This is a genomic window from Afipia sp. DC4300-2b1 (genome assembly GCF_049895725.1).
GTDB classification, from domain to species: Bacteria; Pseudomonadota; Alphaproteobacteria; order Rhizobiales; family Xanthobacteraceae; genus Afipia; species Afipia broomeae.
Map to the genome: position 1 here is coordinate 26,763 of NZ_JAFCSX010000005.1, position 14,839 is coordinate 41,601.

The 14,839-nt window shown below is 62.4% G+C and carries 15 protein-coding genes; all 15 read left to right on the forward strand.

Features of this window, described 5'->3' with window-relative positions:
- The first annotated feature begins 259 nt into the window (after positions 1-259).
- Positions 260-625 carry an NADH-quinone oxidoreductase subunit A gene (locus ACP7AL_RS19760; RefSeq protein ID WP_425993629.1) on the forward strand — a complete coding sequence of 122 codons (366 nt, stop codon included), beginning with the start codon at positions 260-262 and terminating at the stop codon, positions 623-625.
- Positions 616-1,212, forward strand: coding sequence for a NuoB/complex I 20 kDa subunit family protein (locus ACP7AL_RS19765; RefSeq protein ID WP_024921816.1), 597 nt, complete (start codon positions 616-618; stop codon positions 1,210-1,212). The genes ACP7AL_RS19760 and ACP7AL_RS19765 overlap by 10 nt, the downstream gene beginning before the upstream one ends.
- A 6-nt stretch (positions 1,213-1,218) precedes the next feature.
- Complete coding sequence (locus ACP7AL_RS19770) at positions 1,219-1,857, forward strand: NADH-quinone oxidoreductase subunit C (RefSeq protein WP_006020767.1); 639 nt, start codon at positions 1,219-1,221, stop codon at positions 1,855-1,857.
- Positions 1,857-3,065, forward strand: a complete 1,209-nt coding sequence (locus tag ACP7AL_RS19775; protein ID WP_425993630.1) for an NADH-quinone oxidoreductase subunit D — start codon at positions 1,857-1,859, stop codon at positions 3,063-3,065. The genes ACP7AL_RS19770 and ACP7AL_RS19775 overlap by 1 nt, the downstream gene beginning before the upstream one ends.
- Positions 3,065-4,036 carry an FkbM family methyltransferase gene (locus ACP7AL_RS19780; RefSeq protein WP_425993631.1) on the forward strand — a complete coding sequence of 324 codons (972 nt, stop codon included), beginning with the start codon at positions 3,065-3,067 and terminating at the stop codon, positions 4,034-4,036. The genes ACP7AL_RS19775 and ACP7AL_RS19780 overlap by 1 nt, the downstream gene beginning before the upstream one ends.
- Positions 4,037-4,100: 64 nt before the next feature.
- Positions 4,101-4,874, forward strand: a complete 774-nt coding sequence (gene nuoE, locus ACP7AL_RS19785) for an NADH-quinone oxidoreductase subunit NuoE (RefSeq protein ID WP_425993632.1) — start codon at positions 4,101-4,103, stop codon at positions 4,872-4,874.
- On the forward strand, positions 4,871-5,050 hold the full coding sequence (locus ACP7AL_RS19790; RefSeq protein ID WP_425993633.1) for a hypothetical protein: 180 nt from the start codon (positions 4,871-4,873) through the stop codon (positions 5,048-5,050). Before nuoE ends, ACP7AL_RS19790 begins: the two co-directional genes overlap by 4 nt.
- Positions 5,051-5,060: 10 nt before the next feature.
- On the forward strand, positions 5,061-6,386 hold the full coding sequence (gene nuoF / locus ACP7AL_RS19795; protein WP_024921819.1) for an NADH-quinone oxidoreductase subunit NuoF: 1,326 nt from the start codon (positions 5,061-5,063) through the stop codon (positions 6,384-6,386).
- A gap of 4 nt (positions 6,387-6,390) precedes the next feature.
- Positions 6,391-8,466, forward strand: coding sequence for an NADH-quinone oxidoreductase subunit NuoG (gene nuoG, locus ACP7AL_RS19800; RefSeq protein ID WP_425993634.1), 2,076 nt, complete (start codon positions 6,391-6,393; stop codon positions 8,464-8,466).
- Between the two features lie 10 nt (positions 8,467-8,476).
- Entirely contained in the window at positions 8,477-9,517 is a 1,041-nt protein-coding gene (nuoH, locus tag ACP7AL_RS19805; protein ID WP_006020760.1) for an NADH-quinone oxidoreductase subunit NuoH, read from the forward strand.
- 10 nt (positions 9,518-9,527) lie between these two features.
- On the forward strand, positions 9,528-10,016 hold the full coding sequence (gene nuoI / locus ACP7AL_RS19810; RefSeq protein WP_006020759.1) for an NADH-quinone oxidoreductase subunit NuoI: 489 nt from the start codon (positions 9,528-9,530) through the stop codon (positions 10,014-10,016).
- A 193-nt stretch (positions 10,017-10,209) separates the two neighbouring features.
- Complete coding sequence (locus ACP7AL_RS19815) at positions 10,210-10,848, forward strand: NADH-quinone oxidoreductase subunit J (RefSeq protein WP_425993635.1); 639 nt, start codon at positions 10,210-10,212, stop codon at positions 10,846-10,848.
- A complete protein-coding gene (nuoK, locus tag ACP7AL_RS19820; protein ID WP_006020757.1) occupies positions 10,845-11,153 on the forward strand; it encodes an NADH-quinone oxidoreductase subunit NuoK in 309 nt (102 codons plus the stop codon). Before ACP7AL_RS19815 ends, nuoK begins: the two co-directional genes overlap by 4 nt.
- Positions 11,154-11,245: 92 nt before the next feature.
- Positions 11,246-13,327 carry an NADH-quinone oxidoreductase subunit L gene (gene nuoL / locus ACP7AL_RS19825; protein ID WP_425993636.1) on the forward strand — a complete coding sequence of 694 codons (2,082 nt, stop codon included), beginning with the start codon at positions 11,246-11,248 and terminating at the stop codon, positions 13,325-13,327.
- Positions 13,327-14,835 carry an NADH-quinone oxidoreductase subunit M gene (locus tag ACP7AL_RS19830; RefSeq protein WP_425993637.1) on the forward strand — a complete coding sequence of 503 codons (1,509 nt, stop codon included), beginning with the start codon at positions 13,327-13,329 and terminating at the stop codon, positions 14,833-14,835. Before nuoL ends, ACP7AL_RS19830 begins: the two co-directional genes overlap by 1 nt.
- Positions 14,836-14,839: the final 4 nt, after the last annotated feature.

The following is a 14,839-nucleotide window of genomic DNA, read 5'->3' on the forward strand; positions in this document are numbered from 1 at the left end:
GAAGGTCGCATATCCCGTTGTTCCCTGCGTCGTTTCCCCGTCTCGCTTTGCTGCCAATAAGCCCCGCGCATGGGTCAATCGGTGGAGCTTATTGGTGGCGGGAGGTGCCGGCGCAGGCGGGGTTTCCGATCGGCAATAACAGCGGATCAGGCCTCAAAACAGCTTGTCTTGCCCTCCCTGTTGCGCTGCGCTATCCCTTTCGAACCATTCCAATGTTTCGCGAATCTGCGGGACAAAATCGGGCAGCATGAGGTCGCCGATGGGCGGAATTCTGCAGAATTACCTGCCACTTGTGGTGTTTATCGGGGTCGCGACCGTGATCGGTCTTGCGCTTCTGATCGCACCGTTCATCGTCGCCTATCAGCAGCCGGATCCGGAAAAGCTTTCTGCCTATGAATGCGGCTTCAATGCATTCGACGATGCGCGCATGAAATTCGATGTGCGGTTCTATCTGGTTGCCATCCTTTTCATCATCTTCGATCTGGAAGTCGCCTTCCTGTTTCCGTGGGCGGTGGCGTTCGGAAAGCTCGGCCTCACCGGGTTCTGGTCGATGATGGTGTTCCTCGCCGTGCTGACTGTCGGCTTTGCGTATGAGTGGAAGAAGGGAGCCCTGGAATGGGATTGAGCCCGAACCCGGCGCCTTCGATCATGCAGCCCGCCGTCTCTCAGGCCGCGACAGGGATTATCGATCCGCGCACCGGCCAGCCGGTCGGCGCGGACGACAAGTATTTCTTGGAGATCAACAGCGAACTGTCCGACAAGGGCTTCTTCGTTGCCGCGACCGACGACCTGATCACATGGGCGCGGACCGGCTCGCTGATGTGGATGACCTTCGGCCTCGCATGCTGCGCGGTCGAGATGATGCAGGTGTCGATGCCGCGCTACGACGTCGAGCGCTTCGGCTTCGCGCCGCGCGCGTCGCCGCGCCAGTCCGACGTGATGATCGTCGCCGGCACGCTGACCAACAAGATGGCGCCTGCGCTCCGCAAGGTCTACGACCAGATGCCGGAGCCGCGTTACGTCATCTCGATGGGCTCGTGCGCCAACGGCGGCGGCTATTATCACTATTCCTATTCGGTGGTGCGCGGCTGCGATCGCATCGTGCCCGTCGACATTTATGTTCCGGGCTGTCCGCCGACCGCAGAGGCGCTGCTTTACGGCGTGCTGCTGTTGCAGAAGAAGATCCGGCGCACCGGAACGATTGAACGGTAATCGCACATGGATGATGCGAAACTAGACGCTCTTGGCCAGACGATCGTGGCCGCGCTTCCAGGCGCGGCGCTCGGGCATTCGGTTGCGTTCAACCAGCTCTCGATCTCGGTCGATCTTGCGAAGATCGTGGACATCGTTCGCGTGCTGAAGACCGATCCGCGCTTCCGCTTCGTCAACTTCACCGACGCGACAGCCGTGGACTATCCGGGCCGCGAGAACCGTTTCGACGTGATCTATCACCTCATGTCGCCGGTCCTGAACGCGCGCGTCCGCCTGCACGGCGAGGCGAACGAGACCACGCAGGTGCCGTCGATCATCTCGGTGTTTCCGGGCGCTGACTGGTTCGAGCGCGAGACTTACGATCTGTATGGTGTGATCTTCGTCGGCCATCCGGACATGCGCCGCCTGCTGACCGACTACGGCTTCGACGGCCATCCGCTGCGCAAGGATTTCCCGCTGACCGGCTTTGTCGAGGTCCGCTACGACGACGCGGAAAAGCGCGTGGTGTACGAGCCGGTGCGGCTCAATCAGGAATTCCGCAAGTTCGATTTCCTCTCGCCGTGGGAAGGCGCAGACTACACGCTGCCGGGTGATGAAAAGGCTGCTGCGCCCGCACCGGCGCCGGCACCAAAGGCAGGTGGCTGATGAGCGAGGTTCTCAACGCCGAACAGACCGGCATGCGCAACTTCACGATCAACTTCGGACCGCAGCATCCTGCGGCGCACGGCGTGCTGCGCCTTGTGCTCGAGCTTGACGGCGAAGTGGTCGAGCGCGTCGATCCGCATATCGGCCTGCTTCATCGCGGCACCGAAAAGCTGATCGAACAGAAAACCTATCTGCAGGCGATCCCTTATTTCGACCGGCTCGATTACGTCGCGCCGATGAATCAGGAGCATGCGTTCTGCCTTGCGGCGGAAAAGCTGCTCGGCATCGCGGTGCCGCGCCGCGGCCAGTTGATCCGCGTGCTTTATTGCGAAATCGGCCGCATCCTGTCGCATCTGCTGAACGTGACCACGCAGGCGATGGACGTCGGCGCGCTGACGCCGCCGCTCTGGGGCTTCGAAGAGCGCGAAAAGCTGATGGTGTTCTATGAGCGCGCCTCCGGCTCGCGCATGCACGCCGCATTCTTCCGCGTCGGCGGTGTGCATCAGGACCTGCCGCCGAAGCTGATCGACGACATCGAGGCCTGGTGCGATCCGTTCCTCAAGGTCGTGGACGATCTCGAAACGCTTCTCACCGACAACCGCATCTTCAAGCAGCGCAATGTCGATATCGGCGTGGTGACTCTCGATCAGGCGTGGGAGTGGGGTTTCTCCGGCGTGATGGTGCGCGGCTCGGGCGCGGCGTGGGATCTGCGCAAGTCGCAGCCTTACGAATGCTACGCCGAGATGGATTTCGATATTCCGATCGGCAAGAACGGCGACTGCTACGACCGCTACTGCATCCGCATGGAAGAGATGCGCCAGTCCGTGCGCATCATGAAGCAGTGCATCGAGAAGCTGCGCGCGCCTGAAGGGCAGGGCCCGGTTGTCGTCGAGGACAACAAGATCGCGCCGCCCCGCCGCAGTGAGATGAAGCGCTCGATGGAAGCGCTGATCCATCACTTCAAGCTCTACACCGAAGGCGTTCACGTGCCTGCCGGCGAAGTCTATGCCGCGGTCGAAGCGCCGAAAGGCGAGTTCGGCGTGTTCCTGGTCGCCGATGGCACCAACAAGCCGTACAAGTGCAAGATCCGCGCGCCGGGCTTCGCTCACCTTCAGGCGATGGACTTCATCTGCAAGGGCCATCTGCTCGCTGACGTCTCGGCCATCCTCGGTTCGCTCGATATCGTGTTCGGTGAGGTGGATCGCTGATGACCCAGCCGCCGATCCTGTTCGACCGCACGACCGGTGACATGCGCGGGGCAACGCCCTGGGAGCGCACCATCGGCTTCGCGCTGCTCGCTGGATCCAAGGTCGGGGCGTACATCTCGCATCGCGGTTACAACAGCGCGGCCAATCTCCTGAAGACGCTGTTTCTGTCCGAGCGCGACATCAACGTCATGCTCAACCCGGACGCTGCATTCTCATTTCCTTACGGCGACGGTTACTGGAGCAAGCTCCTCAACCGGACGTTCAAGTACGAAGACGAACTTGAGCTGTTTCTGCTCGACTCCAAGGACGTGAATTACACGCTGATCGATTGCGGCGCGAACTACGGCTACTGGTCGGTGATGGTGTCCAGCCAGCGTTTCGGCTCGCGTCCGTCGATTGCGATGGAGCCGTCATCGCGGAATTTCCCGCGTCTCGCTCACAATGCGAAGATCAACGGCGGCCGGTTCGAAGCGATCAATGCCGCTATCGGCTCCGCGCGTGGCACGGCGCGCCTGTCGGGCAACCGCCACGAGGCGTTCAGCATCGCAGGCGGTGCGGATGCGGGAGGCGAAGAGGTGCAGGTGCTTGCACTCGATAACCTGATCGAGGACGGCAAGATCCTGGCGCAGGGCAAGTACATCATCAAGCTGGACGTCGAAGGCGTCGAGATCGACGCCATGAAGGGCGGCAAACGGCTTCTGGAGACGGATTCGGTCGTGGTCTGCGAGGAGCACGGCAACGATCCGACCCACAGCGTGTCGCGCTACATTCTCGAACAGACGCCGATGAAGGCAATCATCCACGATCCGGCAACGGATCGTTTCGAAGCGCTGACCCAGCTCTCCACGCTCGACCGCATCAAGGTCGCCTCGCACGTCGGCTACAACGTGTTCGCGACCTCGAGCGCGTTCTGGGAACAGCGTATCTACAGCATGAATTCAGGCAACGCGCGCCGCGCCATGACGCAGTGAAACTTAACGCAGTAAGACTTGACGCAATAGAATTGGCGCAATGAAAGATCGAAAGACTTAAACGATGGCCGTCCGCCGTTTGGCTCCGAAAGAGGTGCAGCCCGCAAGCTTCGCGTTCAGCGCGGAGAATCTGGCGTGGGCGAAAGCCCAGATCGAGAAATACCCGCCGGGCCGTCAGCAGTCCGCGGTGATCCCGATCCTGTGGCGCGTGCAGGAACAGCACGACGGCTGGGTGTCGGAGGTTGCGATCCGTGCCGTCGCGGACCTGCTCGAGATGCCCTACATCCGCGTGCTGGAAATCGCGACGTTCTACACGATGTTCCAGCTCGAGCCCGTCGGCAAGAAGGCGCATGTGCAGGTTTGCGGCACGACGCCGTGCATGCTGCGCGGCGCGAAAGACCTGATCGAGGTCTGCAAGCATCGCATCCATCATGATCCGTTCCACGTATCGGCCGACGGCAACTTCTCGTGGGAAGAGGTCGAGTGCCTCGGCGCCTGCGTGAATGCGCCGATGGTGATGATCTGGAAGGACACCTATGAGGATCTGACGCCCGAGAGCCTGAACAGGGTGCTCGACGGCTTCGAGACTGGCAATTTGCCCAAGCCCGGCCCGCAGATTGATCGCCAGTATGCCGCGCCGGCCGGCGGGCCGACGTCGCTCACCACCCCTGCGAGCAACGACAACAAGGGCAGCGTATCCGCACCGAACAAGCCTGTGCTCACGGACGCCGAGTCCAAGAAGCAGACCGAGGCTGCCAACGTGCAGGAGCGCCCGTCGCCGAAGCCGCCAATGGGCGACTCCACAAAGACGAATCCTCCGAAAGGAGACAAGTCATGACCGGTGCCGCGCTTCGCTACATTGCACTTCATGCGGTCTGCGCCGCTGTCTTCATCTTCTTTCTGAACTTCTACATTCTGAAGACCGAACTTCAGTCAGCCGTGTTCTGGGCCATTGGCTTCGGCGCGATGGCGGCCGGGCTCGCTTATCAGCAATCCAAGCGTTCAGGGTCTTAAGGTAGCGACTATGCTCGATGACAAGGACCGCATCTTCCGCAATCTCTATGGCCAGGACGACTGGGGCCTGGAGGGCGCGCGCCGCCGTGGCGCGTGGGACGGCACCAAGGCGATCATCGACCGGGGCCGCGACTGGATCGTCGCCGAAATGAAAGCGTCCGGCCTGCGCGGGCGCGGCGGGGCGGGCTTCCCGACCGGCATGAAATGGTCGTTCATGCCGAAGGACAACGCCGACGGGCGTCCGAGCTATCTCGTGGTCAACGCCGACGAGTCCGAGCCGGGCACCTGCAAGGACCGCGAGATCATGCGGCACGATCCGCATCTGCTGGTCGAAGGCTGCCTGATTGCCAGCGCCGCCATGGGCGCGCATGTCGCCTACATCTATGTGCGCGGCGAGTTCATCCGCGAGCGCGAGCATCTTCAGGCTGCGGTTGATCAGGCCTATGAGGCGAAGCTGATCGGCAAGGACAACGTTCACGGTTATCCGTTCGATCTCTACGTTCACCACGGCGCCGGCGCATATATCTGCGGCGAAGAGACCGCATTGCTCGAAAGCCTCGAAGGCAAGAAGGGCCAGCCGCGCCTGAAGCCGCCATTCCCGGCCAACGTCGGTCTTTATGGTTGCCCGACCACCGTCAACAATGTCGAGTCGATCGCGGTCGCGCCGGACATCCTGCGCCGGGGCGCGGCGTGGTTCGCCGCCATTGGCCGTCCGAACAATGTCGGCACCAAGCTTTACGGCATCTCCGGTCACGTCAACACGCCGTGCGTCGTCGAAGACGCGATGAGCATTCCGTTCAGGGAACTGATCGAGAAGCATGGCGGCGGCATTCGCGGCGGCTGGGACAACCTTCTGGCGATCATTCCCGGCGGCGCATCGTGCCCGCTGATCCCGGCGGCTGATTGCCAGGATCTGATCATGGATTTCGACGGCACCCGCGCGGTGAAGTCGAGCTTCGGCACCGCCGGCGTCATCGTGATGGACAAGTCCACCGATGTGGTCGCGGCCATCGCGCGCATCTCCTATTTCTTCAAGCACGAGAGTTGCGGTCAGTGCACGCCGTGCCGCGAAGGCACCGGCTGGATGTGGCGCGTGCTGTCGCGCATGGTCGAAGGCCGCGCCCACAAGCGCGAGATCGATATGCTGCTGGAAGTCACCAAGCAGGTCGAAGGTCACACCATCTGCGCGCTCGGCGACGCGGCGGCCTGGCCGATCCAGGGTCTGATCCGCGCCTTCCGTCCGGAGATCGAACGGCGCATCGACGATTTCACACGCAAGTCGACCATCGATGATGTCGGTGTTCTCGATCCCGTCAACATGGTCGCGGCGGAGTAATGGCATGACCAAGATTCTCGTCGACGGAAAAGAGATTGACGTTCCTGCCGAGTACACGCTGCTTCAGGCGTGCGAGGCGGCTGGCGCCGAAATTCCGCGCTTCTGCTACCACGAGCGGCTGTCGATCGCCGGCAACTGCCGCATGTGCCTCGTAGAGGTCGCGGGCTCGCCGAAGCCTGTCGCGAGCTGCGCCTGGGCCGTGCGCGATTGCCGCCCGGGTCCGAACGGCGAACTGCCGGCGGTCAAGACCAAATCGCCGATGGTGAAGAAGGCACGCGAAGGCGTGATGGAATTCCTGCTGATCAACCATCCGCTCGACTGCCCGATCTGCGATCAGGGCGGCGAGTGCGATCTTCAGGATCAGGCGATGGGTTACGGCGTCGACACGAGCCGTTTCATGGAGAACAAGCGCGCGGTCGAGGACAAGTACATCGGCGCGCTGGTGAAGACCTCGATGAACCGCTGCATCCAGTGCACGCGCTGCGTCCGCTTCACCACCGAGGTTTGCGGCGTACCGGAACTGGGCCTGACCGGACGCGGCGAGGACGTCGAGATCACGACCTATCTGCAAAGTGCGCTGACGTCCGAGTTGCAGGGCAATCTCGTCGACATCTGCCCGGTCGGCGCGCTGACCTCGAAGCCATACGCATTTGCCGCGCGTCCATGGGAACTGGGCAAAACCCAGTCCATCGATGTGATGGATGCGGTCGGCTCCGCGATCCGCGTGGATACCCGCGGCCGGGAAGTGATGCGCATTCTGCCGCGCGTCAATGAGAACGTGAACGAAGAGTGGATTTCGGACAAGACGCGCCACATCGTCGACGGTCTGCGCACGCAGCGTCTGGATCGGCCGTACATCCGCGAAAACGGCAAGCTGCGCGCGGCCACATGGACCGAAGCTTTCGCGGCAATCGCCGCGGCGGTTGCCCGCTCGGACGGCCGGCGCACCGGCGCCATCGCCGGCGATCTCGCCGCGGTGGAGGAAATGTTCGCGCTCAAGGAATTGCTCACCTCGTTTGGGTCGGCCAATTTCGCCACTCAGGACGGCGCGGGGTTCGATCCGAAGGCGGGCCGCGCGTCGTACATCTTCAATCCGACCATCGCGGGCATCGAACAGGCCGACGCGCTGCTGATCGTCGGCTCCAATCCGCGCAAGGAAGCTGCCGTTCTCAACGCGCGCATCCGCAAGCGCTGGCGCACGGGTGCGCTCAAGATCGGTGTGATCGGCGACAAGGCCGATCTGACCTACGATTATGAGCATCTCGGCGCAGGTACCGATACGCTGGGCGATCTCGCCGCCGGCAAGCACTCGTTCGCCGACGTGCTGAAGGGCGCGAAGCACCCGATCGTGCTGGTGGGCGCGGGCGTTGCCGCCCGTCACGACGGCGCGGCGGTGCTGTCGCAGGCTGCCAAGCTCGCCGTCGATCTCGGCGTGCTCAAAGACGGCTGGAACGGATTTGCGGTGCTTCACAACGCCGCCTCGCGCGTCGGTGCGCTCGATATCGGCTTCACGCCGGGGGCGGGCGGCCTGAACGTCGCGCAGATGACGACGTTCGGCACGCTCGATGTGCTGTTCTCGCTGGGCGCGGACGATGTGAGCCCGGCCGACGGCACGTTCGTGGTTTACATCGGCACCCACGGCGACAAGGGCGCGCACCGCGCCGACGTGATCCTGCCGGGCGCAGCCTATACCGAGAAGGCCGGTCTCTACGTCAACACCGAAGGACGTGTGCAGATGGCCAACCGCGCCGCGTTCCCGCCCGGCGATGCGCGCGAGGACTGGGCGATCATCCGCGCGCTGTCGGACGTTCTTGGCAAGAAGCTGCCGTTCGACTCGCTCGGGCAACTGCGCCAGGCGATCTTCAAGGCCGCGCCGCATCTGATGCGGATCGACCAGATCGAAGGCAACGATGCGGCGGGCGTGAAAGCGCTTGTGGCGCGCGGCGGCTCGGTCGAGAAGGGCGCCTTCAAGAGCCCGGTCGAGGACTTCTACCTGACCAATCCCATCGCGCGGGCATCCGCGGTGATGGCCGAATGTTCCAAGCTTGCCTCCGGGCAACTTCTGACGGCGGCGGAGTAAGCGTGATCCGATGACCGAATTCTTCGCAAGCGAGTTATGGACGGGCTATCTCTGGCCGATCATCATCATGGTCGCGCAGAGCGTGCTGCTGCTCGTGGTGCTGCTGATCGCCATCGCCTACATCCTGCTGGCCGACCGCAAGATTTGGGCGGCGGTGCAGATCCGGCGCGGTCCCAACGTGGTGGGGCCGTGGGGCCTGCTGCAATCCTTTGCGGACTTGCTGAAGTTCGTGCTGAAAGAGCCGACCATTCCGGACGGCGCGAACAAGGGCGTGTTCCTGCTGGCGCCGCTGGTCTCGTGCGTGCTGGCGCTGGCAGCGTGGGCGGTGATCCCGGTCAACCTCAACTGGGTGATCGCGGACATCAATGTCGGCGTTCTCTACATCTTCGCGATCTCGTCGCTGTCGGTCTACGGCATCATCATGGCTGGGTGGTCGTCGAACTCGAAGTATCCGTTCCTCGCAGCGCTTCGCTCCGCCGCGCAGATGGTGTCCTACGAAGTCTCGATCGGCTTCGTCATCATCACCGTGCTGCTGTGCGTCGGTTCGCTCAACCTGACCGCTGTGGTCGCGGCGCAGGACACCAAACTCGGCATTCTCGGCTGGTACTGGCTGCCGCTGTTCCCGATGTTCGTGATTTTCTACGTCTCGACGCTGGCGGAAACCAATCGCCCGCCGTTCGATCTGGTGGAAGCGGAATCCGAACTGGTCGCCGGCTTCATGACCGAATACGGCTCGACGCCGTATCTGCTGTTCATGCTCGGCGAGTATGTCGCCATCACCACCATGTGCGCGCTGGCGACGATCCTGTTCCTTGGCGGCTGGCTGTCGCCGATCCCGTTCGCGCCGTTCACCTGGGTGCCCGGTGTGATCTGGTTCGTGCTGAAACTGTTCTTCATGTTCTTCCTGATCGCGATGGCGAAGGCGATCGTGCCGCGCTACCGCTACGACCAGCTCATGCGGCTGGGCTGGAAGGTGTTTCTGCCGTTGTCGCTGGCTATGGTCGTCATCGTCGCCGGTGTTCTGCAATTCGCGGGGCTTGCACCGAAATGAGGTTTTCGTCATGGGCATAGCAAGCACAGCCAATCAGCTTCTGCTGAAAGAGTTCGTCTCGGCGTTCATTCTCGCCATGCGATACTTCTTCAAACCGAAGCCCACGCTGAACTATCCCTTCGAGAAGGGACCGATCTCGCCGCGTTTCCGCGGTGAGCATGCGCTGCGCCGTTATCCGAACGGTGAGGAACGCTGCATCGCCTGCAAGCTGTGCGAGGCGATCTGTCCGGCGCAGGCCATCACCATCGAAGCCGGCCCGCGCCGCAACGACGGGACGCGCCGTACCGTGCGCTACGACATCGACATGGTGAAGTGCATCTATTGCGGGCTCTGCCAGGAAGCCTGCCCGGTCGACGCTATCGTCGAAGGTCCGAACTTCGAATTCGCGACGGAAACGCGCGAGGAGCTTTATTATGACAAGGCGAGACTGCTCGCCAACGGTGACCGCTGGGAGCGCGAGATTGCGAAAAGCATCGAACTCGACGCGCCGTACCGGTGAGGATGTTGGATATGTTGCTTTGTGAATTTCCAGCGCGCATGATCGGCTCTCTCCCCCCTTGCGGGGGAGAGGTGGAGAGGTGGGTATACTCCGTTCCAGGTGCTCGCGTTTCACCCCCCTCCCTGACCCTCCCCCGCAAGGGGGGAGGGAACGATGTGGTGCTGTCCGTGATCAATTCGCGGGGGCTCCGTTCATGATCGGTCCCGTGCTCTTCTTTTATCTCTTCGCCGGTGTCTGCGTGGCGTCCGCGATTATGGTCGTGACGTCCCGCAACCCTGTGCACTCCGTGCTCTTCCTGATCCTTGCGTTCGTGAATGCGGCGGGACTGTTCATGCTGCTCGGCGCGGAATTCCTCGCGATGATCCTCGTCGTGGTTTACGTCGGCGCCGTCGCGGTGCTGTTCCTGTTCGTCATCATGATGCTGGACGTCGACTTCGCCGAGTTGCGCCAGGGCTTCATCGAATATCTGCCGGTCGGTTTGCTGATCGGAGCGGTGTTCCTTGCCGAGCTGCTGCTGGTGGCTGGCGGCTGGATCATGAATCCTGCGATCTCGAAGGCGATCACGTCGCCGATCCCGGGCGGGGTCAGCAACACCGAAGCGCTCGGCCTCGTGCTGTATACGAAGTATCTGCCGTACTTCCAGTTGGCGGGTCTGGTGCTGCTGGTCGCCATGATCGGCGCTATCGTGCTCACGCTGCGGCACAAGCCGAGCGTCAAGCGGCAGGACATCAATGTGCAGAACGCGCGCACCAAGGCAGCGGCGATGGATGTGCGCAAGGTCGCGTCGGGGCAGGGCCTTCAGGACGCGGATTCCGGGGAGTGGGTGCGATGACGATCGGTCTCGGTCACTATCTCGCCGTCGCCGCCATCCTGTTCACGATCGGGATTCTCGGCATCTTCCTCAACCGGAAGAACGTCATCGTCATCCTGATGTCGATCGAACTCATTCTGCTCGCAGTGAACATCAACCTCGTGGCGTTCTCGGCGTTCCTCGGTGACATCGTGGGGCAGGTGTTCGCGCTATTGGTTCTGACGGTCGCCGCGGCTGAAGCGGCGATCGGACTTGCCGTGCTGGTGGTGTTCTTCCGAAACCGCGGTTCGATCGCGGTCGAGGACATCAATCTGATGAAGGGTTAACGCATGATCCCGAAAAGCATGCCCTCGGGCAACGACCCGGCGGGTGGACACCGGTTTTCGGACCAGATCGTGCGTCTTGAGAGAATCACGCCATGATTCAGGCCATCGTTTTCCTGCCGCTGATCGGCGCGCTCATTGCGGGCGCGGTGGCGCTGTTCGGCGCTCATGCGCGCAATCCGAGCGGCGATGAGATGGATCACGCTCACGGGCATGACGACCATGGGCACGGGGTAACTCACGCTCATGCGGCGCATGACGATCATGCCCACGGCGATCACGGGCATGACGATCACGGTCCGGTCGAGCCGGCCGCGGCGGGCTCACGCACCGCCGAAATCGTCACCACCGCGCTGCTGCTGATTTCCGCCGCGCTGTCATGGATGGCGCTGGTCGATGTCGGCTTCCTGCATCACGACACGCGCGCTCAGCTTTTCACCTGGATCGGCTCGGGTGATCTCGTCGTCAACTGGGCGCTGCGCGTCGATACGCTGACCGCAGTGATGCTGGTGGTGGTTACCTCGGTGTCGTCGCTCGTGCACCTGTATTCGATCGGCTACATGAACGAGGACCCGAACCGTCCGCGGTTCATGGCCTATCTGTCGCTGTTCACCTTCATGATGCTCATGCTGGTGACCGCCGACAACCTCGTGCAGATGTTCTTCGGCTGGGAAGGCGTGGGCCTGGCGAGCTACCTGCTGATCGGTTTCTGGTTCCAGAAGCCGTCGGCCAATGCCGCCGCCATCAAGGCGTTCGTCGTCAACCGTGTCGGCGACTTCGGATTCCTGCTCGGCATCTTTGCGATCTTCATGATGGTCGGCTCGGTCGATTTCGACACGATCTTCGCCGCGGCTCCCGGCCTGACCGGCAAGACCATCCACTTCTTCGCCTGGAACATCGATGCGCTGACCCTGATCTGCCTGTTCCTGTTCATGGGCGCGATGGGCAAGTCCGCGCAGTTCCTGCTGCACACCTGGTTGCCGGACGCCATGGAAGGCCCGACGCCGGTGTCGGCGCTGATCCACGCTGCGACCATGGTCACCGCCGGCGTGTTCATGGTGGCGCGCCTGTCGCCGCTGTTCGAGCTGGCTCCGAACGCGCAGGCCGCCGTGATGCTGATCGGCGCGACCACCGCGCTGTTCGCCGCCACCATCGGTCTTGTGCAGAACGACATCAAGCGCATCGTCGCCTATTCGACCTGTTCGCAGCTCGGCTACATGTTCGTGGCGATGGGAGCAGGGGCCTATTCGGTCGGCATGTTTCACCTGTTCACCCACGCCTTCTTCAAGGCGCTGCTGTTCTTGGGCTCCGGCTCGGTGATCGTCGCGATGCATCACGAGCAGGACATCCGCAACATGGGTGGCCTGAAGGACAAGATACCGTTCACCTACATCACCATGGTGATCGGTACGCTCGCGCTGACCGGCTTCCCGCTGACGGCCGGCTATTTCTCGAAAGACGCGATCATCGAGTCCGCGTTCGTGGCAAACAATCCGTTCGCGCTCTACGGCTTCCTCTGCACCGTGCTCGCCGCGGGCCTGACCTCGTTCTATTCATGGCGCCTGATCTTCAAGACGTTCCATGGCGAGCCGCACGACCAGAAGCACTACGAGGCCGCGCACGAGAGCCCGTACACCATGCTGATTCCGCTCGCGGTGCTGTCGGTGGGCTCGATCCTTGCAGGCTTCCCGTTCAAGGAGCTGTTCGCGGGCCACGGCATTCACGAGTTCTTCCGCGAGTCGCTGAAGATGAACCCGAAGATCATCGATGAGATGCATCATATTCCGGCGGCGATTGCCTACCTGCCGACGGTGATGATGGTGGTCGGCTTCTTCTTTTCGTGGCTGTTCTACATCCGCAAGCCGTATCTGCCGGTCGAACTCGCGAACCAGCATCCGGGCCTGTACCGCTTCCTGCTCAACAAGTGGTACTTCGACGAGCTCTATGACTTCCTGTTCGTGCGGCCGGCCAAGTGGCTCGGGCGCTTCCTGTGGAAGAAGGGCGATGGCTTCATCATCGACGGGTTCGGTCCTGACGGCGTCTCGGCGCGCGTGCTCGATGTCACGCGCAACGTCGTGCGGCTCCAGACCGGCTATCTCTATCACTATGCATTCGCGATGCTGATCGGCGTGGCCGGTCTCATCACGTGGTTTATCTTCGGTCTCGGGGGCCAATGATGACAACCTGGCCCATCCTTTCCGTCGTCACGTTCCTGCCGGTCGTCGGCGCGATCCTGATTTATCTCAGCCGCGGTGATGACGAGGCCGCGCGCGGCAATGCGCGCTGGATCGCGCTATGGACCACGATCATAACCTTCGCGGTGTCGGTCATTCTGGTGCTGCGGTTCGATCCGGCCCAGCCGGGCTTCCAGTTCGTCGAGAAGACGGCCTGGCTCGCCAACGGCATCGGCTATCACATGGGCGTGGACGGCATTTCGCTGCCGTTCGTAATCCTGACCACGGCACTGATGCCGTTCTGCATTCTCGCAAGCTGGAAGTCGGTCACACTGCGCGTGCGCGAGTACATGATGGCGTTTCTTTTCCTTGAAACGCTGATGATCGGCACATTCTCGGCGCTCGACCTCGTGCTGTTCTACCTGTTCTTCGAAGGCGGCCTGATCCCGATGTTCCTGATCATCGGCGTCTGGGGCGGTCCGCGCCGCGTCTATGCCAGCTTCAAGTTCTTCCTCTACACGCTGCTCGGCTCGGTCTTGATGCTGCTCGCCATCATGGCGCTGTATCTGAACGCCGGGACCACCGACATCCCGACGCTCATGAACACGGCTGTGCCGCGCAACCTCCAGACATGGGCGTGGCTGGCGTTCTTCGCCTCATTCGCGGTGAAGATGCCGATGTGGCCGGTTCATACCTGGCTGCCGGACGCGCACGTCGAGGCGCCGACCGCGGGCTCCGTCGTGCTCGCTGCGATCCTGCTGAAGATGGGCGGCTACGGCTTCCTGCGCTTCTCGCTGCCGATGTTCCCGCTGGCGTCGCATGATTTTGCGCCGCTCGTGTTCTCGCTCTCCGCAATCGCGATCGTGTACACGTCGCTGGTCGCGCTGATGCAGGAAGACATCAAAAAGCTGATCGCTTACTCGTCCGTCGCCCACATGGGCTTCGTGACCATGGGCATTTTCGCAGGCACCATGCAGGGCGTCGCCGGCGGCGTGTTCCAGATGGTGTCGCACGGCATCGTGTCCGGAGCGCTGTTCCTTTGCGTCGGCGTGGTCTACGACCGGCTGCATACCCGCGAGATCGCCGCCTATGGCGGCCTCGTGAACCGCATGCCGCTTTATGCCTTCATGTTCATGGTGTTCACCATGGCCAACGTCGGCTTGCCGGGCACCTCGGGATTCGTCGGCGAGTTCATGACCCTGATCGGCACCTTCAAGGTCAGCATTCCGACCGCGACGATTGCCACACTTGGCGTGATCCTGTCGGCGGCCTATGCGCTGTGGCTCTACCGCAAGGTGGTGTTCGGCGTGCTCGACAAGCCGTCGCTGGCGAGCATCAAGGATCTGACGCTGCGGGAAGGGATCATTCTCGCGCCGCTGGTCATTCTCACCATTCTCTTCGGCGTGTATCCGAAGCCGATCCTCGACATGTCGGCGGCGTCGGTGCAGCAACTCGTCACGAACTACAACACCGCCATCACCGCCGTGAAAGCGGCGGCGCTGGTTCAGTAACAAC